Here is a 26,159-nt window from a genome sequence, read left to right as displayed (position 1 = left end):
CCGATTTATGTATTCATTGCAGTTTGATGATCAGCACCGGTATGGGCGGATCATTAGGCCGGTTTGCATATTCCGACAGGATCACCAGATATTTATGAGGATCCAGCTGACGGATAAACGCAAGCATCTCATCCCGTTCCTGATATCCTGTATCCCCGCCACTGTAAATACAAAGTGTCATAAGTCCGCCCTTTTTCAGAAGCTTAAGTCCGCTTTCCACCGCTCTTATGCTGCTGTCTGCTCTGGTCGCCACCGAATGGTCTCCGCCGGGAAGATATCCCAGATTAAAGGTGATGCAGGACACGGTTTCTTCTTCTGCATAAACATCCATATTCTCATGAGACTCCAGAAGAAGCTGATAATTTTCCGGACAGTTATCTCTTTTCAGTCGCTCCTTCGTATGTTCCAGTGCCTGCTTCTGAATGTCAAAAGCCAGAACCCGTCCTCTTTTTCCTGCAAGCTGGCTTAACAGAGCCGTGTCATTGCCATTTCCCATTGTTGCATCGATACAGATGTCTCCCGGCATGACCTGCTGCCGTATAAAATGCTGCATGTATGCAGTGATCTGAAGATTTTTCATTTAAAAATCCTTTCAAAATTCTCTTACAGTTCATGATAATACGGACAGATATCCTCATAATGTCCATCCTTCATACGGAACCCCTTCGGGATCACGCCAAGCTGGGTAAATCCAAGTCTCTCATAAAGATGTCTTGCAGGAACATTGCAGGCCACAACCGCATTAAACTGCAGGACACCAAAACCATGCTCTTTTCCCCGGGTCAGACAGTCGGATACCAGCTTTTCTCCAATGTGAAGTCCTCTGGAATCTCTGCTTACCGCATAGCTGGCGTTACAGATATGACCGCATCTTCCGATATTATTCGGATGAAGAATGTAAAGTCCGTAAACTTTTCCGCTTTCCGCATCTACTGCTGCAGCTGTATAGGTCTGTTCTGAAAAAAAAGCTTTTCCTGTCTCTTCGTTAAGGCATTCTTCCTGTGGAAAAGCCACACCGTCTTCTACAACCTCATTCCATATCCGGATCAGATCCGGAAGATCTTTTTCTTCGTATTTTCTTACTGTAACATTCATGATGATCTTCTCCTCTATTTAAGCAGCTCCACATTCCGTCCGTTTCTTCGGATCACACCCTCATCCGAAAGATTTTTGATCTCCCGCATCATGGCACTACGGTCCACACTTAAGTACTGGGCCAGTGCGGTATAGGACATGGGCAGCTTGAATTTCCCGGCATTTTTTTCCGCAGCCAGAGAATGCAGATAAGCTATCAGCTTCTTTCTGGTGGAGGATCGTGAAAGCATGTATATCCGATCCGTCTGCTGCCTGGAACGGAGGGCTGTCATCTGCAGAAGATTACTGACCATCTGGCTGTGATGATGACAGGCATTTTCACAGCGCTTGATCACATGCTCATAATCAATAAACAGCACCTTCGTCACGGTAGTGGCACATACATAATAATGCTGGGAATCTGACGGAAGCAGAAACGGTTCGCCAAATACACTGTCCCTATTCAGTTCATCGATGACATACTCATTTCCATCCTCGTCGCAGCAGTAGAGAACTGCTCTTCCCTCCTGGATCAGACCGATCTTTTTCATGGAGCTGGAATATTCCATGATGGTTTCTCCATTCTGAAAAACTTTCTCCCGGACTTTAAAGCAGACACGCATTCTTTCCTGTTCTTCGGGCAAAATATCCGTAAATAAAGTGATATGCTCCATAAATTTTCCTCCCACCGGCAAAATACTCTTCCGCATATCTGTACTTTCCTCTTTGTATACAAGACTATGTAAGAGGACTCTCAAAGCAACTATCCGCATTTTATTTTGCTGCATGTTTCTGATTTTATACCAGCACGAAAAAAATGTAAAGTCTGGAAATTTTTCCTGTTTTGTTGTATTTGCAACAGTTTTTGCCATCAATTTCTGTTATATTTTTATCAAAGTTAAGAAACAAACAAATCACTGAAGCATATAAATAAATCCACCATAGAAAGAAAAGAGGAATCGCTCATGAAAATCACAGATACCATCAAATATGTAGGCGTTAATGATCATCAGGTTGACCTTTTTGAGGGCCAGTACAAAGTGCCGAACGGCATGTCCTACAACTCCTATGTGATCCTGGACGAAAAAATTGCGGTTATGGATACGGTAGATGCAAATTTTACTCACGAATGGCTTGATAATATCCAGAAAGTTCTGGGCGACCGGAAACCGGATTATCTGATCGTACAGCATATGGAACCGGATCACGCAGCCAACATCGCAAACTTCCTGAAGGCTTATCCGGACACCATCGTTGTTTCCAACAAAAAAGCCTTCGCCATGATGCAGAACTTCTTTGACCTGGATCTGGAAGGTCATCAGATCATCGTAGATAACGGCGGAACCCTTTCCCTTGGAAAACACGATCTGACTTTTGTATTTGCACCGATGGTTCACTGGCCGGAGGTTATGGTCACTTATGACAGCACAGAAAAGGTTCTTTTTTCCGCAGACGGCTTCGGAAAATTCGGCGCCCTGGATGCAGAGGAACCATGGGACGATGAGGCAAGAAGATACTATATCGGCATCGTTGGAAAATATGGTGTGCAGGTGCAGAATCTTCTGAAAGTAGCCGCAGCTCTGGATATCCAGACCATCTGCCCACTCCACGGACCGGTTCTTACTGAAGATCTTGGACATTATATTAGCCTCTATGATACCTGGTCTTCCTACACACCGGAGGATGACGGAATCGTGATCGCCTACACTTCTGTATACGGTCATACAAAAATGGCCGTTCAGCAGTTGGCCGATAAATTCCGCAGCAAAGGATGTCCAAACGTTGTTGTCTATGATCTTGCAAGAGACGATATGTCCCAGGCACTGAGCGATGCTTTCCGTTACTCCAAGCTGGTTCTCGCAACCACCACATATAATGCAGGCATCTATCCGTTTATGAACGACTTTATTACCCGTCTGACAGAGCACAACTTCCAGAACCGCACGGTAGGACTGATTGAAAACGGAACCTGGGCACCGCTGGCAGCGAAGGTTATGAAAGAAATGCTTTCCAAATGCAAAAAGATCAGCTGGCTGAATACCACAGTTAAGATCATGTCTGCAGTAAATGAAGAAAACCGCAGGCAGATGGAAGCTATGGCTGATGAGCTCTGCCAGGAATACATTGCAAAAAGCGATGATCTTGCCAACAAGAATGATATGACTGCTCTGTTCCGCATCGGTTACGGCCTCTATGTGGTAACCTCCAACGATGGCAAAAAGGACAACGGTCTGATCGTCAATACCGTTACACAGCTTACCGACAACCCATATCGCGTGGCTGTCAACATCAACAAGGCAAACTACTCTCACCACGTGATCCAGCAGACCGGTATCATGAACGTAAACTGCCTGTCCACAGATGCTCCGTTCTCTGTTTTTGAGCAGTTCGGCTTCCAGTCCGGCAGAAGCACCGATAAATTTGCCGGACAGAAAGTAAACCACTCCGACAACGGCCTGGTATTCCTGGACAAATATATCAATGCTTTCATGTCCCTGAAGGTAGAAAACTATGTGGATCTCGGCACTCACGGAATGTTCATCTGCAGCGTCACAGAGGCCCGTGTCATGAGCGATCAGGATACCATGACTTACACCTACTACCAGAAACATGTAAAGCCAAAGCCACAGACCGAAGGCAAAAAAGGCTGGGTATGCAAAGTCTGCGGATACATCTATGAAGGCGATGAACTTCCGGAAGATATCATCTGCCCGCTGTGCAAGCATGGCGCTGTGGATTTTGAGCCGATCGAAGGATAAGACTGAAATCCCCATAAATTGATTTAATCCGGTTACAGCTCCCTTATTTTTACAAATTATAAACCACAAAAAAGACAGGCTTCTGAGGTGGCCTGTCTTTTTTGTATTATCATCCAATGTCTTCGCAGCGTCTTTCACCAAATTTATTCTTACAGCAGATCAGACACTCACGCTCTGTATTTCTGCAGGAATCCTGAAATTTACGAATCATATGCCTTTTATTTATTTCATCAGTCTGATAACCTGCTCTGTAGTATCTGCCAGATTCTGCTTTGCATTCTCATTTTTCATGGCCTCCTCCAGAGTTACCACTCCGCGGAGGATCGGGAAAAAGGCATCGATCCCTGCATCGTTGCAGGCTCTTGCGTCACGCTGTACGGCACCTGCAAAGGCGATCACTTTTTTGCCATATTTCTTTGCAAGCTTTGCAACACCTACCGGCGCTTTTCCCATGGCTGTCTGTCCATCCATACGTCCCTCACCTGTGATCACAAGATCCGCGTCTTTGATGTAGTCCTCAAGTTTTGTCTCATCCAGCACGATGTTGATCCCGGATTCCAGGACTGCATCGGTAAAGGTCAGGAATGCAAATCCCATTCCGCCGGCAGCACCTGTTCCCGGATACTTTGGATCTGCTTTCGGAAAACGCTCCTTTGCAAGCTCTGCGTAAGCACCCAGCCACTGATCCATGTCCTGGATCATCTCCGGCGTAGCACCCTTCTGCGGTCCGTAGATGGAACTGCATCCAAGCTCTCCGCAAAGAGGATTTGTGACATCACAGGCAACACGGAATTTACATTCTGCAAGCTCCGGGATCACATAGGCAGCTGTGATCTCTGTGATGTCTTTCAGGCCCCTTGCTCCCGGAAGGACCTGCTTTCCGTCTTTATCTAGAAATGCATAGCCAAGTGCCTGAAGCATTCCCACACCACCGTCATTGGTGGCGCTTCCGCCGATACCCACAATAAATCTGCGGCAGCCTTTTTCGATGGCGTCCTTGATCACCTCACCGACACCGTAGGTTGTGGTATAAAGAGGATTTCTTTTTTCGTCCGGCACCTGCGTGATCCCTGCTGCACCAGCCATTTCGATCACTGCGGTCTTTGTGCTTTCGATGATGCCATACTCACAGATCACCGGCTCGCCAAGAGGCCCCGTAACCTTTACGTGCTCTGTTTTTCCGTTCATTCCTGCGACAAGGGCTTCCACGGTTCCCTCTCCACCGTCTGCCAGTGGTCTTACCTGAACTTCTGCGTCCGCATCCACACGATGGATACCTTCAGCAGCTGCAAAGCCTGCCTCCATGGATGTCATACTGCCCTTAAAAGAATCGATCGCTGTTACTACCTTCATTTTATTTTCCTCCTGTATAATTTTTATGTAAAACTGATATCCGTACTCTCCGTTCTATCATTCCGTGTACCTGAAACGTGAAATGTTCCTTTACGTGTCAGGCGGATATTCTCTGCGCAGCTCTGCAGCCAAATAACTGTTCTGCTGTTTGGTTATCAGCTGTCCCCGGATGAAAAGAACCTTCTGCGAACTTATTTTTCCCTGGAAATGTCTCTGGCTGATGCCGCAGAGAAGCTTTTTCTCCACAAAAATACTCTTCAATATAAATTAAACCACATTTATAAAAAATGTGGTCTCAATCCCCGAAAATTCCGGGACGCTGTTCTGTTGTATCTGGCACTGGAGCTGGAATGAACCGGCCATTTCACTATCCTCTCACATGAAAGCCAAACTCCTCCTCCAGTGGAATTTCCCTCTCTTCAATCCCCTCGATCTCCACAAAGCTCTGCTGAGAAAGGCGTTCTACCATCTCCCGGATTTCTTCTCTGGTTCCCTGTACTTCCATTTCCACACGATCATCCCAGAGATTCCGTACCCAGCCGGTCAGTCCCATGGACTGTGCAATATAATAGGAGCGGTAACGAAAGCCTACTCCCTGTACTCTTCCTGAAAAATAAAAATGTTTCCGAATCTTTTCCATCTGGCACCTCATATTTTCTGTCTTAACTATTCTGTCTCTGTATCTTCACCCGAAATTCTCCCGCATCCGCCGCAGGAATATCATAACCAGATTATATAATATTTCTTTATAAATTGTAAAGTTATATCCTTCTATCTATTGGAAACTATAATCATCTGCGTTATAATGGTTTTTATCAGAATAAAAAGAAATTTACTTTCTTTTGCAGAAAATATTTTCAACAAAATTTAACATCAGGAGGTAATGATCATGAATGAAAGCATCAAAAATCTGTTAGAGCGCAGAAGCATCCGCGCCTACAAAAAAGAGCTTGTTCCGAAAGAAACTCTGGATACGATCCTGGAGGCGGGAGAATATTCCCCCAGCGGCATGGGACAGCAGAGCACTCTTATGGTAGTGACACAGGATCCGGAGCTGGTTGCAAGGCTTTCCAAAATGAACGCAGCTGTTATGGGCAGCACCTCAGATCCGTTCTACGGCGCCCCAACTGTGATCATTGTCTTTTCCGACAGCAAAATGGGCACCTGTGTGGAAAACGGAAGTCTTGTGATGGGAAATCTCATGAATGCCGCACATGCTCTCGGCGTGGACTCCTGCTGGATTCACCGTGCAAGAGAAGTTTTTGACTCCGAGGAAGGAAAAGAGCTGAAGAAGCAGTGGGGTGTTCCAGAGGAATATATCGGCGTAGGCCACTGTGTTCTTGGATACCGTGACTGTGAGTATCCAACAGCCAAACCGCGTAAGGATGGTTTTGTGATCCGTGTGTGATCGGCTTGCAGAATAAAATTTCCACTGCCAAAAACTTTTAATGTAAATAAAAATCTGACAGATTCCTGCATGATACGCATCGCTACGTATCTGAGAATACACAGGGAAACAACCCTCCGGTATCATAAATACCAGAAGCTTTTCCCGTCTTCTCCAGCAGTGATCTGTCAGATTTTATTTTCTTTTATTTCAGTGCTTTATCCTTATATCTGGAAATCTCCTCCAGATATTTTTTCCCAAGGGCACTGATGTTAACACCCTTTCTGGCAACATAACCGATCGTCATGATCTCATCGGAATCCAGCTTCACAGCACAGTAATCGGAACCATTAAGATCCTCACAGATAATACCGGAGCATAAGGTATATCCATTCAGTCCTACCATCAGGTTCAGCATAGTAGCCCTGTCATCGGCTTTGATCAGCCGTTTGTATTCATAGGTGCTCAAAACCTCCTCAGCAAAATAAAAAGAGTTATTTCCTCCCTGTTCAAAGGACAGACACGGATATTCCTTCAGTTCTTCCAGCGTGATCTTCTCACGCTTCGCTAGAGGATGCCCCTTCCACATATAAACGTAGATCCGACAATTGAGAAGTTCGTGAAACTCCAGACCATACTCGTGAAACATTTTTGTAAGTACCTTACGGTTAAAATCATTTACGTAGAGGATCCCGATCTCACTCTTGAAATTACGGACATCCTCGATGACCTGATGCGTCTTGGTCTCGTGGACCGCAAATTCGTACTCATCCATGCCGAATTGCTTTACCAGCTCCACAAAGGCATTAACTGCAAAGGTATAATGCTGCATGGAAACACTGAATTTTTTGCGTGACTGTTCCTTGGAAATATATTTGGCTTCCATCAGTTCGTACTGTTCCACCACCTGCCTTGCATACCCCAGAAATTCTTCGCCTGCAGGCGTTACGGCGATTCCTCGGTTCGTTCTTCGGAAGATCTCAACACCGGTTTCTGCTTCCAGCTCCCGGATTGCCGTGGAAAGACTGGGCTGAGAAATATAAAGGCTTTTTGCTGCCTCGTTCATAGATCCGGCTTTTGCAATTGCTATGGTATATCTGAGCTGTGCCAGAGTCATCTTTCTGCCTCCCCGTTTCTTGTTCCGGCTTTCTGTTCCTCTTCAGGCAGATCCGGCAACAAGCATCCTTTATCTTTTTATTTAAGGTAGTTCTTATCTACATATCCTTCTTTTCCAAGCTTCGGAACATATACATACCAGTAAGTACTGTCTTTCTTCTCAATGACTTCTACAGTATCTCCGTTATTCAGCTGGGCGATCTCATTGTCCTTGTCATACGCCTTTGTACTGCGCAGAGCCAGATAGCCGCTTTCCACTTTAACAGTCATGGATGGAGTTGTTGTACCTGAGCCTCCGGTAAGATAATTCCTGTCAACATAACCGGTCTTATCCAGCTGCGGAACATATACATACCAGTACTGATCGTTGCTGGTGTCCTTCACCTGAACCGTGTCACCGGTATTCAGCTGTCCGATCTCATTGCTTTCATTATAGGCTGCCTTGTTGCGAAGGGCAAGATAACCAGTTTCTACTTTAACTGTCCACAGACCACTGTTGTAAATATACCGGTTATCCACATATCCGGATTTATCAAGCCCCGGAGCATATACGTACCAGTAAGTAGAATCACTGCTGTCCTTTACAAGAACGACATCTCCGGTATTCAGACGTCCGATCTCGTTACTGTCATTGTAAGCTGCGGTACTTCGAAGAGCCAGATAGCCTTTTTTTACCTTTACTGTCCAGGAATCGTTGGAAGCTGTGGCGTTCTCTGCTATCTGGATATAGTTTTTGTCCAGATAGCCGGATTTATCCAGTCTTGGCACGTATGCATACCAGTAAGTAGCGTCCTTCCGATTTGTAACTTCCACAAGATCTCCTGTATTCAGCTGTCCGATCTCATTGCCTTTGTCAAAAGCCTTCTCACTCCGAAGAGCCAGGTATCCATCTGTGACTTTGACTTTAAAAGTGGTTCCTGCTGCTGCCTTTGTCTCCCGGATCGTCGCCGGAAAAGCTGCTGCCAGTATAAGTGTCAGAAGTACCAGCCTTTTTACTGCCTTTATATGGGACAGAAGAGTTCTTTTTCTCATATTATACGCCTCCTTTTCTTTTTTGGATCTTTCTCTGATCTGCTGCTCTCTCTGTTTTTTATTTACTGAGCAGACCGCACCGGAATTTATGGTAGTATTATATCATATTTTTAGCTGATAGCTGTAAGAATCATATCTCTTATTTCAGTCCAAAATGTTCTTTTTCACAATGCAGGTATTGACACTTTTAATTAGCAGTGTTATATTACATGTAGAACAAGATAAAAGTAATGCCCCCGGGATTTTTCCCGGGGAATTTTATACGCATACGTTCAATATATGACAGTCCGGGAGATCTGTCCTCTGAGAGGACAGATCGATCATCCGGGACGCTGCAGACTATAATATAAGGGAAGGTGAATACCATGGCAGTAAAAAGAGATTATTACGATGTTCTGGGCATTGACCGGAACGCAGATGAAAAAACAATAAAAAAAGCCTATCGTAAACTGGCCAAAAAATATCATCCGGATACAAACGCCGGTAATGCAGATGCCGCAGATAAATTTAAAGAAGTAAACGAAGCCTACGATGTCTTAAGTGATCCAAAGAAGAAAAAAATGTATGATCAGTTTGGTCATGCCGCATTTGAAGCAGGAGCTGATCCTGGAGCCGGCGCAGGTGCCGGTGGATTCGGCGGATTCCAGGGTGGCGGCAATGGCAGCTATCAGGAATTTCATTTTAACGGTGAAAATATGGACGATATTTTTGGTGATATCTTCGGAAATATGTTCCACGGCAGTCACGGCGAAAGCCGCGGTTTCGGCAGCAATGGCACATATGAGCATTTCACCGGTAACGGTGGCAGCTTTCACAGTGGATTTGGCGGAAGTGGCTTTCACAGCGGCAACGGCTTCGGCGGATTCCATCAACAGGATTTTCCGCAAAAAGGCTCTGATGTGAAGGCCAGCATCAACGTTACCTTTGATGAGGCAGCTTTTGGTGCAGATAAAAGGATCTCTCTGTCCGGTCCGGACGGAAGCTCCGGTGCACCGCAGACACTTCAGATTCATATTCCGGCAGGTATTGATACCGGCAAGAGTATCCGTCTGAAAGGAAAAGGCATGCCCGGAACCGGCGGCGGTGAGCCTGGTGACCTTCTTCTGAAGGTTACCGTAGGAACACGTCCTGGCTATGAACGAAAGGGATCAGATGTTTATACCACCATTTCTATTCCTTACACAACCGCTGTTTTCGGCGGTGAAGCCACCGTTCCCACCCTTTACGGAAATGTTATCTGTAAGATCAGGGAAGGTATGCAGTCCGGTTCCAAGATCCGCCTGAGAGGAAAAGGCATTGTTTCCATGAAGAACCCTTCTGTCCGCGGTGATCAGTATGTAACCATTCAGATCCAAGTTCCTCAGGATCTGAATTATTCCGCAAAAGAGAAACTCCATGAATATGCAAGGGCCTGTGGACTGGAACGGAGTAATGCCACCGGATCACATGTAGCATAAAAGTTAAAATAAAAGAGTATCACAAAGCTCATCACTATCAATGAGTTCCTGTGATACTCTTTTTTGATTTTAAAGTAAGATCTGATATAGCTTATGACAGCGTCATATCTCCATCTTTCACCCATCCGAGCTTACGTACAAACATATTGATCAACGGGCAGAGAACTGCCGGGAGAATAAAAGAGATCAGGAAAAGTCCTGCCCAGTCCATAGCTGTAACAGCTGTCTTGGTTCCTTCTGCAATATCATTCATCCATCCTGTATACACACCGATCTGACCTACAAAACCGCAAGTACCCATTCCTGAGGATACAGCAGTTCCGTTCATCTGAAGCCTGAACAAGCAGGTTGCAATAGGTCCTGTGATAGCAGATGTTACGATCGGAGCGATCCAGATCCTTGGATTTCTGACAATATTACCCATCTGGAGCATGGAAGTTCCAATTCCCTGAGAGACAAGACCACCCCATTTGTTTTCCCTGAAGGACATGACCGCAAAACCTACCATCTGCGCACAGCAGCCCGCTACTGCAGCGCCGCCTGCCAGTCCGGTAAGTCCCAGAGCCGCGCAGATCGCAGCAGAAGAGATCGGCAGCGTTAGTGCGATTCCAACAAATACAGAAACCAAGATTCCCATAAAGAATGGCTGCAGATCTGTTGCCCACATGATCACGCTTCCTACCTTCATGGCAGCTTTTCCAAGAGCCGGTGCCCACCATGCGGAAAGACCTACGCCCACACCGATGGTTACAAGAGGCGTTACAAGGATATCGATCTTTGTTTCCTTTGAAACTGCCTTACCGATCTCAGCTGCAACAATGGCAACAAACAGTACAGCCAGAGGACCGCCTGCTCCGCCAAGTGCGTTGGAGGCAAATCCAACGGTGATCAGCGAAAACAATACCAGCGGCGGGCAATGCAAGGCGTAACCGATGGCTACTGCCATGGCAGGGCCGCTCATGGCAGATGCCAGAGAACCTACTGTATACTGGGTATCATTGACTGTGGCAACTGCCATAGTCAGAAACGGAATGTGAAACTGTGTGCCAATGGTGTTGATGATCGTACCGATCAGCAGGGAACAGAAAAGTCCCTGTGCCATAGCTCCCAGTGCATCGATACCATATCTCTTCAGAGAGATCTCGATATCCTTCCGTTTTAGAAATGCTTTGAATTTTTCCATTTTTAAACTCTCTCCTTACCCTGATCCGCTTCCTGCCGGATCAGTTCCTTTATTTGCAAAAAGCCTCGCTTACTTTCTCAAGTTCCTCGCGGATGGAAATATGCTGCGGACATACTTCCTCACACTGTCCGCATTTTATACATTCATCTGCACGCTTTCTGCCATGACTGACTACCAGCCAGTCTTCCTGATGCGCTGCGGCGGCTTTATTTCCGTACAATGTCAGATAATTCATTGCTGTAAAAGAACCGGAAATTCCAATTTCCATCGGACAGACCTTTGCACAGTAGTTACAGGTTGTACATGGGATCAGAGGAATTTTGCTCATAGCCTCTCTTGCCTTATCAAGAGTCTCCTTCTCACTGTCAGTAAGGCCATTGAAATCCTTCATAAAGGAAAGGTTATCCTCCATCTGTGCAACATTGCTCATTCCGGAAAGTACGGTGATCACGCCTTCCAGATTTGCCGCAAAACGGATCGCCCAGGATGCTGTGGATGCTTCCGGCTCTGCTTCCTTCAGAAGCTTTTCCACTGCTTCCGGCGGAGTTGCAAGCATGCCGCCTTTTACAGGTTCCATGATAATGACCGGTTTTCCATGTTTTCTGGCTACCTCGTAGCAGGCTCTTGACTGGATCACCGGATTTTCCCAGTCTGCGTAATTGATCTGCAGCTGTACAAATTCCATTTCCGGATGTGCAGTGAGAAGTGCATCCAGCTCCTCCGGTGTGGAGTGGAACGAAAATCCTGCATGTCTGATCAGACCGGCTTCCTTCTGTTCATGGATCCAGTCCCATAAACCGTACTCATCAAAATATTTTGTTCTGTGCTCTCCAAGATTGTGGAGAAGATAAAAGTCGAAATATCCTGCCTTTGTTCTCTCCAGAGATGTTTTAAACTGTGCAAGAGCTTCATCTCTTGTCTTGCAGTTGATCCAGGCTGCCATCTTGGTGGCTAACTGATATTTTTCTCTCGGATAACGCTCTACCAGCGCTTCGCGGATAGCATCTTCGCTTCCTGCATAAGCCCATGCTGTATCAAAATATGTAAATCCGGCTTCCATAAATTTGTCCACCATGACTTTGGTCTGCTCCACATCGATCACACCTTCTGATTTCTGCGGAAGTCTCATAAGGCCAAAACCAAGTTTTTTGATCTCTTCACCTAAATATGCCATATCTTTCTCCCTTCTTATTACATACCGGAAAATTCCTCATATCATCTGATATATCACCGGATAAGCAATATTTCTGACACAGATATCTCCCGGACCGTTATATTTTTGCCGCAGAGAAACTGCGTTTCTCCTATTATAACGATATTTTTCCTGGTGGTAAACCTTTTTCTTTTACAAGTGTCAAGACAATGCCTGCATTACGTCTGAATTTTTGCAGAAAACAGAAAAACAGCTGCCACACGTTTATCGCACGGCAACTGTCTTTTGTCCTATCAGTTCATCTTTGTTCTTTACACCTCAGATCAAATATTTTAAACTGATATTACTTATAATAACCATATATCGAAAGGCAGAAAACTCTCATGAAAAACAAGCAGGTCATGAACCGCCAGACTTCATCAAAAGAACTTCATCTTATTTCCTGCGGCTGGGAAAAATGTACACCGGAACAGTCCTACGGCCCTGGTGTCCGGCGATATTACACCATCCATTTTGTGCTGAGCGGACAGGGATATTTCTATATGAACAACCGGAAATATACCTTGAAAGCCGGACAGTGCTTTTTCATTCCTCCTGTGACCAGCTCTCTCTACAAAGCGGAACCTTCTGATCCCTGGACTTATATCTGGATCTGTTTCAACGGGGAAAACGCTCCAACGCTTTGCGAACACTGCCATCTTACCGGGGAAACTCCGGTCCAGCAGCTGAATTCGGTTCTTCCATATCAGGAAACTATTCTTGAAATGATGGCTCATCCACAACTGACGCCTTCCGGTGAGGCCTATATCCAGAGCGGTCTTTACCGGATCATTGCCCTGCTGGAGGAAGAATTTCATGCGTCCTACACCACCATGGAATCCAATGAGAATTTTTACATCACACAGGCTGTTGATTACATCAAAAAAAGTCCGCTACAGAATATCACTGTGACAGATGTTGCTGACTATCTCCATATCAGCCGCAGCCACCTTTACGGACTTTTTAAAAAACATCTTGGAACCACACCCCAAGCATTCCTGACTTCAGCCAAGATCATCAACGCCCGGGAGCTTCTGACCATCACGGATATCCCTGTCTCCAGCGTGGCGTTCTCCTGCGGATATCAAAATCCATTTGCCTTTTCCCGTGCCTTCAAAAAAGAAACCGGCATGACGCCACGGGAATACCGGGAAAAATATCATCATGCCGAGGATCTTCTGGATTGCTGAACCACTTTTCCTGATTTACGGAACAACTACCTTGGCATTATAGTACTCCACCGTAGCATCCATGGTCGGACCTTCGTTGTCAAACCAGTCATAAGTGATAGTTTCGCCGTTTTCTCCCCATACCTCCGGGCAGTCGATTTCTTCCCAGTCAAGCGGAACAAAATGCTCTTCCTGTTCTGATGCACGCAGCATGATCTGATGCAGCTCCTCAAATTCCTCCGGATTCAAAACTCCAGGTTTTGCGGATACAAACAGTGGTGTACCGCTCTTTGCAAGAACGTCTGCCCACTGACGATTTTTCTCCCATGGGATCATTCCGAAAATACCGACACAGTCTGCATCAATATGGTAAAACGTATTGTGCTGCGGAAGACGGAATGCCAGCGTATTTACGCCCATTCGTCTGGTACGCTCCCAGATACGTCCGCTGGTATCGTCACCGGTCCGGTTCAGATGCATCAGGCCTGCGCCGAGATGTCCGATGGTATTGCAGCCGATGATCATTGCGTTGTTGCTCCGGGAAGCATCATAAATCTCCTGATAAAGCATTTTTACGATTTCTGCGCTGGTTTTGGTCTGATCATAAAAATGCCATTTCTCCATGGAATTGTCTCTTAAATTCGCCTCAAATCCCCATTTCCCAAAGAGATCAAAGGTAGAAAAATCATGCTTGATCAGCGTGTATCCCCAATCACAGATCCTCTCGATATCTTTACGGATATATTCCAGTGCATCCGGGTGGGACGGATCGAGACAGTCATTATAGGAAATTCTCCACTCATCCGGGATATTCTCATCTTCATTAAGAAGCAGACGGACCCAGATACCCGGGCGGACACCTTTTTTCTCCAGCTTGTCTGCAAGACCTTTCATATCCGGAAATCTGGCATTGCCTTTTGTCCAGGGTCCACCGTTGTATTCATCCAGGCGGTGATGCTCCTGCCAGCAGTCATCAATGACCATGAACGGAGGATTTTTTACACCTTCGGTCAGTTTCAGGATATAATCGGTATCACTTAAGATCTCCTCTTCGGAGCTGTCACCGTAAGCATAATACCAGTTATTGCTTCCATATACCGGAAACTCCGGGAAGATCGGATCTGTACACATTTTTTCACAGAATTTCTGTGCAGTTTCAAAAGTATCTGCTCCTTCTGCTTCCATGCCGACGATCTGTGCGGCACACAGCTTTCTTCCTTTCAGCTGTACTCCTGTATTTCCGCAGCGAACATCCAGAAACAAAGTAATTCCTTTGGTATCCACCTGCCAGCAGCACATAGCAGAAGGACGGACCTTTACACCAAAGCAGAGAACCTTCTCAGAAAACTTCGCCAGAAAATACCATGGCAGATAACGGTTTCCGCTCATTCCATGCCATTCCGCATCACCATAGGTACGTTCCCAGGCATCTCCCAGAAATCTGGCTGATTTCGGGATCTTATAGTTCCATCTCAGTTTCACACATCTCACTGCATCCTCGGATGTGACAAATATATCCTCATGTTCACCTGCGTCCTGAAATTCCACAGTAGTTGCACCGGCAGCTACTGTCGTCTGCCCTCCCTGGCACACAAGTCTCTCCTCTTCTGTTTCCACTGTTACATAATCCGGTACCCCAAGCTTAAAATCTGCATATTTTTTCTGCATTATTCTCTCCTCCTGTACTTTTTCATTTACATTTTGCTTTACCTGCATACTCATGAACACTGTCTTTCTATCGTCTGTTCAACTCAGAAGAATGTACGAAAAATTTTTTTAATACATTTTGTCTATATGCCTTATTATATTGATTTTTTTGGTTTTTTCTATGCTTTAAAGTTATTATAACATTGCAGAATGTTCAATCTGCATAAGCTTTTCAGACCTTGTCCGATTCGCTTTTTAATATAAGAACATAAAGGGCTAAAGGTGGAAATTAGTTTTTCATTTTACGGAACACAAATTCTTCACAACTTTTTAGCACTCGCCTCTTGACTTTGCTAGCAACAGGTGTTATATTACATATAGAACAAAGGAGAAGATAAAAAAGAACTTCCAGATGTTCAGAATAAAACCAAACGATCACCACTGCGGAATAACCCGAAGTGGTAACTATATACCGGCAACAGTTGGATTTCTTGATCCACCGGAACGGCTTTTCAATTTGAAAGGAGAAATGACTTATGATGTTCCCGAGTGTATTTGGAGAAAACTTATTTGATGACTGGATGGATGATTTTGGATTCAGAGATAATTTCTTTAGCGGAAAGAACCCTCTTTATGGCAAACATGCAAAAAATATCATGAAAACTGATGTACGTGAAACAGATAAAGGCTATGAGCTGGATGTAGATCTTCCAGGATTTAAGAAAGATGAAGTACAGGTACAGCTGAAGGATGGTTATCTTACCATCTCCGCTGCCAAGGGTCTTGACAAAGACGAGGAAGACAAGAAAGGCAATTATATCCGCCGTGAACGTTATGCCGGCAGCACAAGCAGAAGCTTCTATGTTGGTAATGGTGTAAAAAACGAAGATGTCCATGCAAAATTTGAGAACGGTGTTCTGAGACTTTCTATTCCGAAAAAAGCAGCTGAAGAGATTGAAGCTGATAAATATGTATCTATTGAAGGCTGATATTGACTCACTCTCACAGGGGGAGGATCCTTAGGGATTCTCCTCCTCTTTTTTATACGCAATAATACATATGACACTCTCTTTCCAATTTACTACGTACTCACAAGTACTTTCACTCTATAGTAATGATCCTATTGTCAAAGTTTTCATGATATTGGATATTTTTTAACAAATACGCTTGATTTTTTGAATATTTTTTATATATTTTGCATTATATTATTTCATTTTTTTGAAATTAATGGTATAATATGCACAGCTAATCGGATATTTGCAATCCGCATTCGGTTAAATAAATCTGTTTCGTAATCCTTCAGGATAATTCTCCTGAACAACCACGTAAAACACGATCACGACAGGAGGTTTTTATTATGGATCAGGACAACATCATAAAAATTTATGCACGCACTGACAACCGCATACAGCTTAAAATGATTCCGGGACACTTCGTAACATCCCAGTCCCATATCACACACTACCTGGATCTCACTACTATGAAATCCAGATGCGCTGAAGCACAGCGTATTGCATCCGCTCTCGCAGCAAATTACGAAGCATCCATTCCGGTAGACACCATCGTCTGCATGGACGGACTTGAAGTGATCGGTGCTTATCTCGCCGAAGAACTGACCAAAGCCGGCGTCCTTTCCATGAACGCACACCAGACCATCTACGTCATCACCCCTGAGTTCAACAGCACCGGGCAGATGATCTTCCGCGACAACTATGAACCAATGATCAATGGAAAAAACATCCTCGTCCTAAATGGTTCCATCACCACCGGATCCACATTGAACCGAGCTATCGAAAGCGTTCTGTACTATGGCGGTAAAATCCGCGGCGTGGCAGCCATCTACAGCAGTGTAGACAGTGTAGCCACACTCCCTGTCCACTCTATCTTTCAGGCCAGAGACATCCCGGACTATCACTCCTACCGCTCTGACAACTGCCCACTGTGCAAAAACCGCCAGAAGATCGATGCTATTGTCAGCAGTTACGGATATTCTGTATTATAAGATTCAGATCAATCAACGAATCCCCCATGGATAGCAAAACCAGTGGGGGATTCTCTTTATCTTTTCTTATTATAATTGATATTCTCTGTACATAGCTTCACGCATTTCTTTATCTGTAACAACCTTCTGAATCTCATTACCACGATTATCAAGTATAAGCCTGTTGATCAGAACACTAAGTCGTTCTTCCCCCTGGGCCATTCCCTGAGCCATTCCCTGAGCCATTCCCTGTTCTCGCCCCAGTGCTTCAGCCTGTTCTTTAGCTTCCGCCATCAGTCTTGCCCTTTTCTCAGATTCCAGTTCCAGAACATGTCCACCCATAATCTCACCTATTCCTTTCCGGACTTTCTCCTCATTTCTGAAAATATGATCAGATATCCGAGTTATCAGTCCAATCAGATCACTGAACAGTTCAGACCTTCCAGATTCAGTGATCTCTACCTCCAGTTTACTCCGGATCACTTCATATTCATTCAGTAATTCCTGAAAAAGTTGTGGATTCTCACTCATCTCATGCCCTCTTTTTTCATATCGCATGATATAAAAAGGAAGCAGCATAAGAAGACTCTTTTCAAATATCTTATCTTTTGTATAATTCTCTACTTTAATGGCAGGCACTCTGTACAAATGACATCCTCCATCCGGAAAAACCACATCCACTTCCAGAAAATCCGGCGTATTCCTACTATTTCTCAGATACAACACACAAGAACGTGGAAACTCCATCCGATACCTCCGTCCCTGCTTTCTGGCAAACTCAACAGCAGTTGCAAAATCATACTCTATCATCCGTACAGCCATTGTCGTGTCATCCGTACTCTGACATTCTATATGATAAATCCTGTTTCCGATCAACAGCCGCGAATCCGTAATAATCTCACCATCCACCCGCTGATACTCATTACGCAGCTGCACAATCTCCACATCAGCCGGGTATGATGTATGAAAAACATCATTGATCAAAGGCACGACCAGAAACGTCATTTTCTCCATCATAGTACGAAAAACATCATCAAAAATCGTATTATCTCTCAAACAATACTCCTTCTGGTATATACAATTATACCATCAACCAAACACTTCAGAAACCCTGTATACAGTTTTTATAAATATTTTTTGAAAAAACGCTTCAGACATTGAAGCAAAAAGAAACCAAATAAATGGATAGATCTTATAAGATATACAAATCATACCACACATCCCACCACAACACCACAAAAAACCATCTCCAAATTTCGACACCACCTTCCAGCGTCCAGCAACGCACCGACATTCACAACCTCCCTCCAAACCACATGGAATCTCAACCTTCCAAACTACAGGCGTCCAGCAACGCGCCGACGCTCACAACCTCCCTAACAAACACATAGAATCTCAGGCTTCCAAACTACAGGCGTCCAGCAACGCACCGACGCTCACAACCTCCCCGGCAAACCACAAGGAAACTCAGCCTTTCCTCCCAGCCATCCAGCGCAGCGCTGATGACTCATCCAACTCCCGTCAGACCACTCTATCCCTCCCACCATGACCGCACAGTGTGAGGTTTGCAGCAGAAGTCCGGGTGCTTTGGAGTGAGCCTTGGTCCATACTTAGCGTCTGAGGTGGTTCACGGAGAGGTACCCGGCGGCCACAAGCCGCAGGGTAAGGCCCATCTGTCTGAGCCAGGTACGCATCAGCGTACATGGCGAGTTATGGGCCGGCCGCTCCGTGAGACACCTCAGACGCTTAGTATGACCAGGCGAAACGACGGCACCCGGACTTCTGCTGCAAATCTCACACGTCCGTCCGCGTCATCTTGCCCCCACCAAACACCTGTGCTATAATCAAACTAATTAAAAAACCGAGGTAAACCACACATGAACAAAAAAGAAATCGCAGAAATAAAAAAACAATTCACCCCTGACCGCTGCTCCATCACCCGCATCTGCGGCTGCTACGTAGACGGTGAAAAAAACAAAAAAACCGAACTCAAAGAAGCCTTCTTATCCTTATCAGAGGAAGAAACCTTCAAATACTTCGACATCTTCCGAAAAACCCTCACCGGCACCATCGGAAAAAACCTCATCAACATGGAATTTCCTCTGAATCAGGAAACCGAAGGCGGAACCCAAAACTTCCTCATGAAACTCCGCAAAAGCAAACTCACCGACGACACCCTCACCGAAGCCTTCTACGACAGAATCATAGAAAACTACGACTACGGTGAAAACTACTACATCATCCTCATCCACGCAGTCTACGACATCCCCGGCAAATCCTCCGACGGTGCCGAAATGTTCGACGCTTCCGATGAGATCTACGATCACATCCTCTGCAGTATCTGCCCGGTCAAGCTCTCCAAAGCAGGCCTGCATTACAATGCAGAGACAAACAATATTGAAGACCGTATCCGGGACTGGCTGGTAGAAATGCCTGACTGGGGCTTCCTTTTCCCACAGTTCAACGACCGCAGTACCGATATCCACGGACTTCTCTACTACACCAAAAACGCCGAAAATCTCCGCTCCACCATGATGGAAGAAGTCTTCGGCTGCACCACACCACTATCTGCCGGAACCCAGCGTGACTCCTTCAATGCTCTGGTGGAAGAAACCCTTGGTGACGACTGTGCCTACGACACAGTCCTTGAAATCCACGAAAAACTCAACGATCTCATCGAATCCCAGAAGGACGAACCGGAACCTGTTGTCCTCACCAAATCCGAAGTCAAACGTCTCTTCGAAGAATGCGGCGTAGAAGACGAAAAGCTCCTGAACTTCGATGAACAGTATGAGCTTGCCGCAGGAGAAAAATCAGCTCTGGTAGCATCCAACATCACCAACACCCGGAAATTTGAGATCAAAACCCCTGACGTGGTGATCCACGTAGCACCGGACCGGGCAGAACTGGTAGAAACCCGCATCATCGATGGTCGAAAATGCCTTGTGATCCCCATGGAAAGTGAAATAGAACTCAACGGCATCCGTGTCAGCACACTGAACTCTGTTGAAGATACATCCGCAGAACCGCTTCCTGTTAATGATATTACTGACATTGATAACAGTAACACCGAAGAAGAAATCCCATTTTAAAGGAGACCTTATGAACGATAAAAAAATCCTGTTCTTCGACATAGACGGCACACTGCTTACGCCTCACCCCTTCAAGGTTCCGGAGAGCACCAGCCGCGCCCTCACAAAAGCCCATGAAAACGGTCATCTTCTTTTCATCAACACCGGCCGCACCAAAGTAATGATGCCCTCTGCACTCTCAGAGCTTCATTTCGATGGCTATATATACGGCTGTGGAACCCACATTTATATGGACAACAAATTGCTTTTTTTCCGCACAGTCCCAAATCTTCTGTGCAAGGAAACCGTAGACCTTCTCCGCAAATGCAAGATCGAGGCAATTTTTGAATCCAACACTGAGATCCTGTATGATGGCGCATCTCCGGCCCAGTCCGAATTCGGAGTCAAAATGCGAAAAGAAATTCCAATGGTCGACATCACGAAATTCAATCGGGAGGATGCCTGCACTTACTCCTATGACAAATTCCTGGTACATATGCTGCCGGATTCCGATGTCGAAAAATTCCGCAGCTTCTGTAATGATCATTACACCTATTTTGATCACGGAGACGGAATCTGGGAAGTCACACAAAAGGGTACCAGCAAAGCCACAGGCATGGAATTTCTCCTGGACCGCCTTTCCATCCCCAAGGAAGACTGCTATGCATTCGGAGACAGTCCCAACGACCTTCCCATGCTGAAAGCTGCCGGAGTCGGCGTTGCTATGGGAAATGCTTACGGAGGCATCGAAAAGCACTGCACATACCAGACAAGCGCAGTCGACAGGGACGGGATTCTTCACGCACTGGAGCATCTCGATCTGATCTGATGATCCGTAAAGCAGGCATGAGCATTACAAAAAACGAGCCGTGTACGATAAATCCGTACACGGCTCGTTGTCTTTTCTCTTATCATTCCATTGTAAACATTGTATCTTATTTCTCAGCTTCCGGTGTAGCAGCTGCCTCAGATTCTGTACTGTCTGCAGTCTCCTCATCAGCCTTTGCAGAATCTCCCTCTGTCTCCGGTGTCTCAGTCACATCGGTCTGCTCCTCAGCTGCCGGTGTCTCGGTTGCCTCAGCCTCTGCAGAATCTGCTGTCGGTGTCTCAGTTACATCCGGGTCCGGTGTCGGAGTTGGAGTCTGGATCGTAAAGCTGTGATTATCTGTGATCTTGATCTTCTTGATCAGTTTTTTCTCTTCTTTGATATCTGCTTTCTTCTTCCAGCCATCTGTTGTATCATTATAGAAATCATCCTTCTTAGTGTTTGTCAGAGACTCTTTCTTACTCTCCGTTGCAGTTTTATCATTCTTGGAATCCAGTCTCACAACATACCATACGGAATCTGTCTTTATGATCTCCTCGTTCAGTGCACCTTCATCCAGCTTTCTTAAAGCGGTACGAACCTCATCCGGATAAGTAGTTCCATTGGCAGCACTGTCATCACCTTCCTCATAGGTAGGGCATGTTCCGGTTGTTGCGGTCATATCCTTGGAGATCTCATCTCCAAGAGTATTGAAATCTGCAGCCGGATCCTCTTTAACCTTGTCATAGAACTTCTGAAGATTCTCTTTATTCTTCTTGATATCATCATCGGAAAGATCATCTCCGCTGACCTTTGCACTTGCATAGCTGAAGGACATCTGCTGATATTCTTTCTCATCCAGCTTCACGTCCGCTTTGGCTTCAATGGCATCCTTCATCTTCACATCGTATGTTTCAAGCTCGAGGAAAGTCTTCACCATATCTTCATCAACTGCAAGCTCTGCAATTGTCTCATCGGAATTGGCAGCCATAAAGTTCTTGGCAGCTTCCTCAAGAGCCTTCTGCTCATCATCTGTGATTTCAACATCATACTCGGAAGCGTGTTCTTTCTCCAGACACATCTTTTCAACAGTTTCAACAGAAGTTGTTACCGCATTTTCACCGTAAGTCTCATCGGAATCATCATCCATTTTGGTACTCCAGATAGACATATCGCTTCCGCCGCCAAGATACATCTTGTACATTGCCTCAGCCTGTGCCTGCTGCATACGTGCTGCCAGACTTACAACGCCAAACGGGATTTCCTGCTTATTGACTGTCACTGCGATCTTTGTACCATCGAGTTTTTTATTTCCGCAGCCTGCCATCATTCCTGCCGCTGTAACGCAGACAAGAGCAGTAACTGCCGCTTTCTTTACTGAATTTCTCATTTCATCCTCCATCTATCCGTCCATAAGAATCACGGTCCGGCTCTTATTCCATAATACTTGATTATAAACGTTTTCACCTTTAAGAGCAAGGAATTTCACGAACTTACACGACATTTCACAAATTATCCACAAGTCTTTCCGGGAAAATATCCGGTATCCACAAACCGGATGTTTTTTCCCGTGGATAACCCTAAGCTTAGCTGATTCTTCCCTTTACTCCAGTGGCTCTGCCAGTTTTGCCAGCTCCCCCGCAAACTTCATCAGCTCTTCGATCAGCCTTCCCTGTGGTGTCAGGATAAATTTCGGCTCATGATCAGCCTTAAACTGCAAACCTCTCCGGTACTGCGCCATAATAGCTGGAATACCTGCGGGATCCAGCTTGGCCTTTTCATAGAGCGTGATCCGGACATCTTTTCCAAGCTGCTTGATCTCCGTCACATATCCCTGATGGGCAAGAGCCTTCAGCCTTGCAATGGCAAGAAGATTCAACACAGCTTTTGTCGGCTCACCAAAACGGTCGATCAGCTCCTCCAGCATGTCATCATACTCCTGCTGGCTTTCAATACCGGCAATACGCTTATAAATATCCAGCTTCTGGAACTCGTTGCCGATATAGGAATCCGGGATAAATGCATCAATGTTGAGATCAATGGTCGTCTCAAAATCATCCATAGTCCGGATTCCCTTTGCCTCCTTGACAGCCTCACTGAGCATCTTACAGTAAAGGTCATAACCAACTGCGTTCATATGCCCATGCTGCTGCGCACCGAGAAGATTTCCTGCTCCACGAAGCTCCAGATCCTTCATAGCTATCTTAAAACCGCTTCCAAGGTCTGAATACTCCCGCATGGCGCTGAGCCGTTTCTCCGCGGTCTCCTGGAGCATCTTGTTTTTGGTATACATCAGGAATGCATAAGCAGTCCTGTTGGAACGTCCTACACGCCCACGGAGCTGATAAAGCTGGGAAAGGCCATATCTGTCCGAATCATGGATGATCATGGTGTTTACGTTGGAAATATCCAGTCCTGTCTCAATAATAGTGGTGGAAACCAGTACATCCACATCTCCATTGATAAAATCATACATTACCTGCTCCAGTTCCCTCTGACTCATCTGTCCATGTGCAAAATCCACTCTGGCCTCCGGCACAAGTCTGGATATCCGAAGGGCTACTTCGGCAATGTCATTGACTCGATTATATACGTAATACACCTGTCCACCCCGGCGAAGCTCCCTGCGGATGGCTTCCCGAACAGTCTCCTCATCGTACTCCATAACGTATGTCTGGATCGGCACACGATCCATCGGCGGCTCTTCCAGAACGCTCATATCACGGATACCGATGAGACTCATATGAAGAGTCCTCGGAATCGGCGTTGCCGTCAGCGTCAGTACATCCACATCTTTTTTCATCTGCTTGATCTTCTCCTTGTGAGTAACACCGAAGCGCTGCTCCTCATCAATGATCAGAAGTCCAAGATTTTTAAATTCCACATCTTTTGAAAGAACTCTGTGGGTGCCGATCACAATATCTACCTGCCCCTTTTTGATCCCTTCGATGGTCTTTTTCTGCTGGGCAGATGTCCGGAAACGGCAGAGAAGCTCCACCTTCACCGGAAATTCTTTCATACGCTGTACAAAGGTATTGTAATGCTGCTGGGCAAGAATGGTAGTAGGGACCAGATAAACCACCTGCCGGCTTTCCTGTACTGCCTTAAACGCAGCTCTTAAAGCCACCTCCGTCTTTCCGTAACCAACGTCACCACACACAAGACGGTCCATGATCCTGGTGCTTTCCATATCTCTCTTGGTATCCTCAATGGCTGCCAGCTGATCCTCTGTCTCCTCATAAGGAAACATCTCCTCAAATTCCTTTTGCCATACGGTATCCGGTCCGCAGACATACCCCTCTTTCTCCTGGCGGACTGCATAAAGCTCAACCAGCTCTTTTGCGATATTTTTTACTGCACCCTTAACACGGCTCTTGGTCTTATTCCACTCCTGACCGCCAAGCTTGTTCAGCTTGGGCGTTTTTGCGTTTTCGGAGGATCCTGAATATTTCTGCAAAGCATCCAGCTGGGTTGCCAGGATATAGAGATTACTGCCGCCCCGGTATTCGATCTTGATGTAATCCTTCACAACACGATCAACCTCTACCTTTTCGATTCCACGGTAAATACCCAGTCCGTGCTTTTCATGAACAACAAGATCACCAATGGAAAGCTCTGCAAAATCCTGGATCCTGTTTCCGCTGTACTTTTTCTTTTTTTTGCGCTTTTTCTGCTCTTTGCCGAAAATATCGGTTTCCGTCATCACTGCAAATTTGATCAGCGGATACTGGAAGCCACGTCTTGCGTGACCATAGACCACCATGATCTCCCCGGGACTGATGATACGATCCATGTCCTGGCTGTAAAAAGCATTCAGTCCTTCCTCTGAAAGATCCTTTGCCAGACGCTCCGCCCTGGTCCTGGAACCGGAGAGCAATGCGATCCGGTATCCCTGACTCTTATACTGAAGGAGATCCTTTACCAGAAGTTCAAAGCTGCTGTTATAAGAATCTACAGACTTCACCGTAAGATCAAATTCCTCATTGATCTTCCATCCGGAACGTCTGGGAGAAAGTGCGGATACAGCCACACAATTCCGTCTGTTCAGCTTCTTCTGCAGTTCCTGAAAGCCACATAGCCACTGCTCCGGAAGATTTGCCTCGCCTTTTTCCTCTCTGTGCATACGACTCTGACGGTACTCTTCCTCCACACCCTCGCCGTTTTCTGCCAGGTGGTTCAGTTCATCCAGAAATACCAGTGTTTTTTCTTCCGGAAAATACTCCAGAAAGGATACCATATCTTCTCCGTCCATCTTTTCTGCGGCCGGATAAATCGTAATTTCATCTACATTTTCCAGAGATCTCTGACTTTCCGCATCAAAGCTCCGGATAGAATCCACCTCATCATCCCACAGTTCAATACGCCAGGGATTATCCTCTGTCAGCGAATAGATATCAATGATTCCTCCACGCACAGAAAACTGCCCCGGAAGCTCTACCTGACCAGTGCGTTCATACCCCAGCTCTACCAGCTCTTCCTTCAGCTGATCCAGATCGATCACACTGTCACTTTTAAAATGAAGAAGTCTGCTTCTGATCTTTTCCAGCGGCATCAGGAAATCCATACATCCGTCGATGCTGGTAACAACGGTCACTTCTTCCTGTTCCAGAAGTGCCCGGATCACACGCATCCGCTGCCGGATCAGAAGATTTCCGTGAATATCTGCCTGAAAAAACAGAAGATCCTTTGCCGGATAAAAATATACATTTTTGTCATAGAAGCGGTAATCCTCATAGATTTCCTTTGCGTTGCGCTCATCATCCGCAAGGATCAGATGATATGGAAAAAGCCCGGAAAGTCCATACATCAGATGGACCTTCTGGGACTCCATGCATCCGGAAACATTGAGAATTCCGCAGTTTGCGCCACAGCGCTTTTTTATTCCTTCAAACTCTGCAAGACCCTGCAGAGGATGCAAAAATGCTTCCATACA

Annotated in this window: 22 protein-coding genes; 9 read left to right on the top strand and 13 right to left on the bottom strand. The window is 45.8% G+C overall.

Going from position 1 to position 26,159, the window contains the following annotated elements; translation table 11 throughout:
• Nucleotides 1-13 precede the first annotated feature (13 nt).
• The 3 genes from NQ489_RS02955 to NQ489_RS02945 are packed head-to-tail and all read right to left on the bottom strand — an operon-like array spanning nt 14 to nt 1,748.
• Complete coding sequence (locus NQ489_RS02955; protein ID WP_021652773.1) at nt 14-580, bottom strand: class I SAM-dependent methyltransferase; 567 nt, start codon at nt 578-580, stop codon at nt 14-16.
• Nucleotides 581-603: 23 nt separating this feature from the next.
• Nucleotides 604-1,095, bottom strand: a complete 492-nt coding sequence (locus tag NQ489_RS02950) for a GNAT family N-acetyltransferase (protein WP_021652772.1) — start codon at nt 1,093-1,095, stop codon at nt 604-606.
• A 14-nt stretch (nt 1,096-1,109) separates the two neighbouring features.
• Nucleotides 1,110-1,748 carry a Crp/Fnr family transcriptional regulator gene (locus NQ489_RS02945; RefSeq protein ID WP_022427177.1) on the bottom strand — a complete coding sequence of 213 codons (639 nt, stop codon included), beginning with the start codon at nt 1,746-1,748 and terminating at the stop codon, nt 1,110-1,112.
• 291 nt (nt 1,749-2,039) lie between these two features.
• Between NQ489_RS02945 and NQ489_RS02940 the strand changes: the two genes are divergently transcribed.
• Nucleotides 2,040-3,833 carry a flavin reductase gene (locus tag NQ489_RS02940; RefSeq protein WP_021652771.1) on the top strand — a complete coding sequence of 598 codons (1,794 nt, stop codon included), beginning with the start codon at nt 2,040-2,042 and terminating at the stop codon, nt 3,831-3,833.
• A 222-nt stretch (nt 3,834-4,055) separates the two neighbouring features.
• Here NQ489_RS02940 and NQ489_RS02935 read toward each other — a convergent pair whose 3' ends face one another.
• Entirely contained in the window at nt 4,056-5,186 is a 1,131-nt protein-coding gene (locus NQ489_RS02935; RefSeq protein WP_021652770.1) for a glycerate kinase family protein, read from the bottom strand.
• A gap of 207 nt (nt 5,187-5,393) precedes the next feature.
• Here NQ489_RS02935 and NQ489_RS17805 point away from each other — a divergent pair, with 207 nt between their 5' ends.
• Complete coding sequence (locus NQ489_RS17805; RefSeq protein WP_021652769.1) at nt 5,394-5,540, top strand: helix-turn-helix domain-containing protein; 147 nt, start codon at nt 5,394-5,396, stop codon at nt 5,538-5,540.
• Between the two features lie 13 nt (nt 5,541-5,553).
• Here the strand turns inward: NQ489_RS17805 and NQ489_RS02925 are convergent, their stop codons facing one another.
• Nucleotides 5,554-5,826, bottom strand: a complete 273-nt coding sequence (locus NQ489_RS02925; RefSeq protein ID WP_022427179.1) for an acylphosphatase — start codon at nt 5,824-5,826, stop codon at nt 5,554-5,556.
• Nucleotides 5,827-6,075: 249 nt separating this feature from the next.
• Here NQ489_RS02925 and NQ489_RS02920 point away from each other — a divergent pair, with 249 nt between their 5' ends.
• Entirely contained in the window at nt 6,076-6,594 is a 519-nt protein-coding gene (locus NQ489_RS02920; RefSeq protein WP_015525528.1) for a nitroreductase family protein, read from the top strand.
• A gap of 184 nt (nt 6,595-6,778) precedes the next feature.
• Here the strand turns inward: NQ489_RS02920 and NQ489_RS02915 are convergent, their stop codons facing one another.
• Nucleotides 6,779-7,690: a LysR family transcriptional regulator gene (locus NQ489_RS02915; protein WP_015525527.1), complete on the bottom strand. Its 912-nt coding sequence runs from the start codon at nt 7,688-7,690 to the stop codon at nt 6,779-6,781.
• A gap of 77 nt (nt 7,691-7,767) precedes the next feature.
• On the bottom strand, nt 7,768-8,721 hold the full coding sequence (locus NQ489_RS02910; RefSeq protein ID WP_021652766.1) for an SH3 domain-containing protein: 954 nt from the start codon (nt 8,719-8,721) through the stop codon (nt 7,768-7,770).
• A gap of 365 nt (nt 8,722-9,086) precedes the next feature.
• Here NQ489_RS02910 and NQ489_RS02905 point away from each other — a divergent pair, with 365 nt between their 5' ends.
• Nucleotides 9,087-10,178 (top strand): DnaJ C-terminal domain-containing protein, encoded by a 1,092-nt coding sequence (locus NQ489_RS02905; RefSeq protein WP_021652765.1) that lies wholly within the window; start codon nt 9,087-9,089, stop codon nt 10,176-10,178.
• Between the two features lie 91 nt (nt 10,179-10,269).
• On the opposite strand, the gene NQ489_RS02900 is transcribed toward NQ489_RS02905, so the two are convergent.
• The gene (locus NQ489_RS02900; protein WP_015525523.1) at nt 10,270-11,361 is read right to left on the bottom strand and encodes a PTS transporter subunit IIC; all 1,092 of its coding nucleotides are present in this window, start codon (nt 11,359-11,361) and stop codon (nt 10,270-10,272) included.
• A 49-nt stretch (nt 11,362-11,410) separates the two neighbouring features.
• Nucleotides 11,411-12,535, bottom strand: a complete 1,125-nt coding sequence (locus NQ489_RS02895; RefSeq protein ID WP_021652764.1) for an aldo/keto reductase — start codon at nt 12,533-12,535, stop codon at nt 11,411-11,413.
• 362 nt (nt 12,536-12,897) lie between these two features.
• Here NQ489_RS02895 and NQ489_RS02890 point away from each other — a divergent pair, with 362 nt between their 5' ends.
• Nucleotides 12,898-13,743 carry an AraC family transcriptional regulator gene (locus tag NQ489_RS02890; RefSeq protein ID WP_044962271.1) on the top strand — a complete coding sequence of 282 codons (846 nt, stop codon included), beginning with the start codon at nt 12,898-12,900 and terminating at the stop codon, nt 13,741-13,743.
• A gap of 15 nt (nt 13,744-13,758) precedes the next feature.
• Here the strand turns inward: NQ489_RS02890 and NQ489_RS02885 are convergent, their stop codons facing one another.
• Nucleotides 13,759-15,390, bottom strand: a complete 1,632-nt coding sequence (locus tag NQ489_RS02885) for a glycoside hydrolase family 36 protein (protein WP_227945581.1) — start codon at nt 15,388-15,390, stop codon at nt 13,759-13,761.
• Between the two features lie 515 nt (nt 15,391-15,905).
• On the opposite strand from NQ489_RS02885, the gene NQ489_RS02880 reads away from it, so the two are divergent.
• Together NQ489_RS02880 and NQ489_RS02875 are read left to right on the top strand one after the other, a co-directional pair.
• Entirely contained in the window at nt 15,906-16,358 is a 453-nt protein-coding gene (locus NQ489_RS02880) for an Hsp20/alpha crystallin family protein (RefSeq protein WP_015525518.1), read from the top strand.
• Nucleotides 16,359-16,726: 368 nt separating this feature from the next.
• Nucleotides 16,727-17,371: a hypothetical protein gene (locus tag NQ489_RS02875; protein WP_021652759.1), complete on the top strand. Its 645-nt coding sequence runs from the start codon at nt 16,727-16,729 to the stop codon at nt 17,369-17,371.
• Nucleotides 17,372-17,440: 69 nt separating this feature from the next.
• Here NQ489_RS02875 and NQ489_RS02870 read toward each other — a convergent pair whose 3' ends face one another.
• Complete coding sequence (locus NQ489_RS02870) at nt 17,441-18,406, bottom strand: hypothetical protein (protein ID WP_044962268.1); 966 nt, start codon at nt 18,404-18,406, stop codon at nt 17,441-17,443.
• 821 nt (nt 18,407-19,227) lie between these two features.
• On the opposite strand from NQ489_RS02870, the gene NQ489_RS02865 reads away from it, so the two are divergent.
• Together NQ489_RS02865 and NQ489_RS02860 are read left to right on the top strand one after the other, a co-directional pair.
• A complete protein-coding gene (locus NQ489_RS02865; protein WP_021651296.1) occupies nt 19,228-20,442 on the top strand; it encodes a DUF4317 domain-containing protein in 1,215 nt (404 codons plus the stop codon).
• 10 nt (nt 20,443-20,452) lie between these two features.
• Nucleotides 20,453-21,250 (top strand): HAD family hydrolase, encoded by a 798-nt coding sequence (locus NQ489_RS02860; RefSeq protein WP_044961449.1) that lies wholly within the window; start codon nt 20,453-20,455, stop codon nt 21,248-21,250.
• A 106-nt stretch (nt 21,251-21,356) separates the two neighbouring features.
• Here the strand turns inward: NQ489_RS02860 and NQ489_RS02855 are convergent, their stop codons facing one another.
• Both NQ489_RS02855 and mfd read right to left on the bottom strand, forming a co-directional pair.
• A complete protein-coding gene (locus NQ489_RS02855; protein WP_049946995.1) occupies nt 21,357-22,616 on the bottom strand; it encodes a hypothetical protein in 1,260 nt (419 codons plus the stop codon).
• Between the two features lie 213 nt (nt 22,617-22,829).
• Nucleotides 22,830-26,156, bottom strand: a complete 3,327-nt coding sequence (mfd, locus tag NQ489_RS02850) for a transcription-repair coupling factor (protein WP_021651299.1) — start codon at nt 26,154-26,156, stop codon at nt 22,830-22,832.
• Nucleotides 26,157-26,159: the final 3 nt, after the last annotated feature.

It is taken from the genome of Blautia sp. KLE_1732_HM_1032, from assembly GCF_025147905.1.
GTDB lineage: Bacteria > Bacillota > Clostridia > Lachnospirales > Lachnospiraceae > Blautia_A > Blautia_A fusiformis.
The sequence above is the reverse complement of the archived record's forward strand: the minus strand, read 5'-3'. Positions and strand labels throughout refer to the sequence as shown.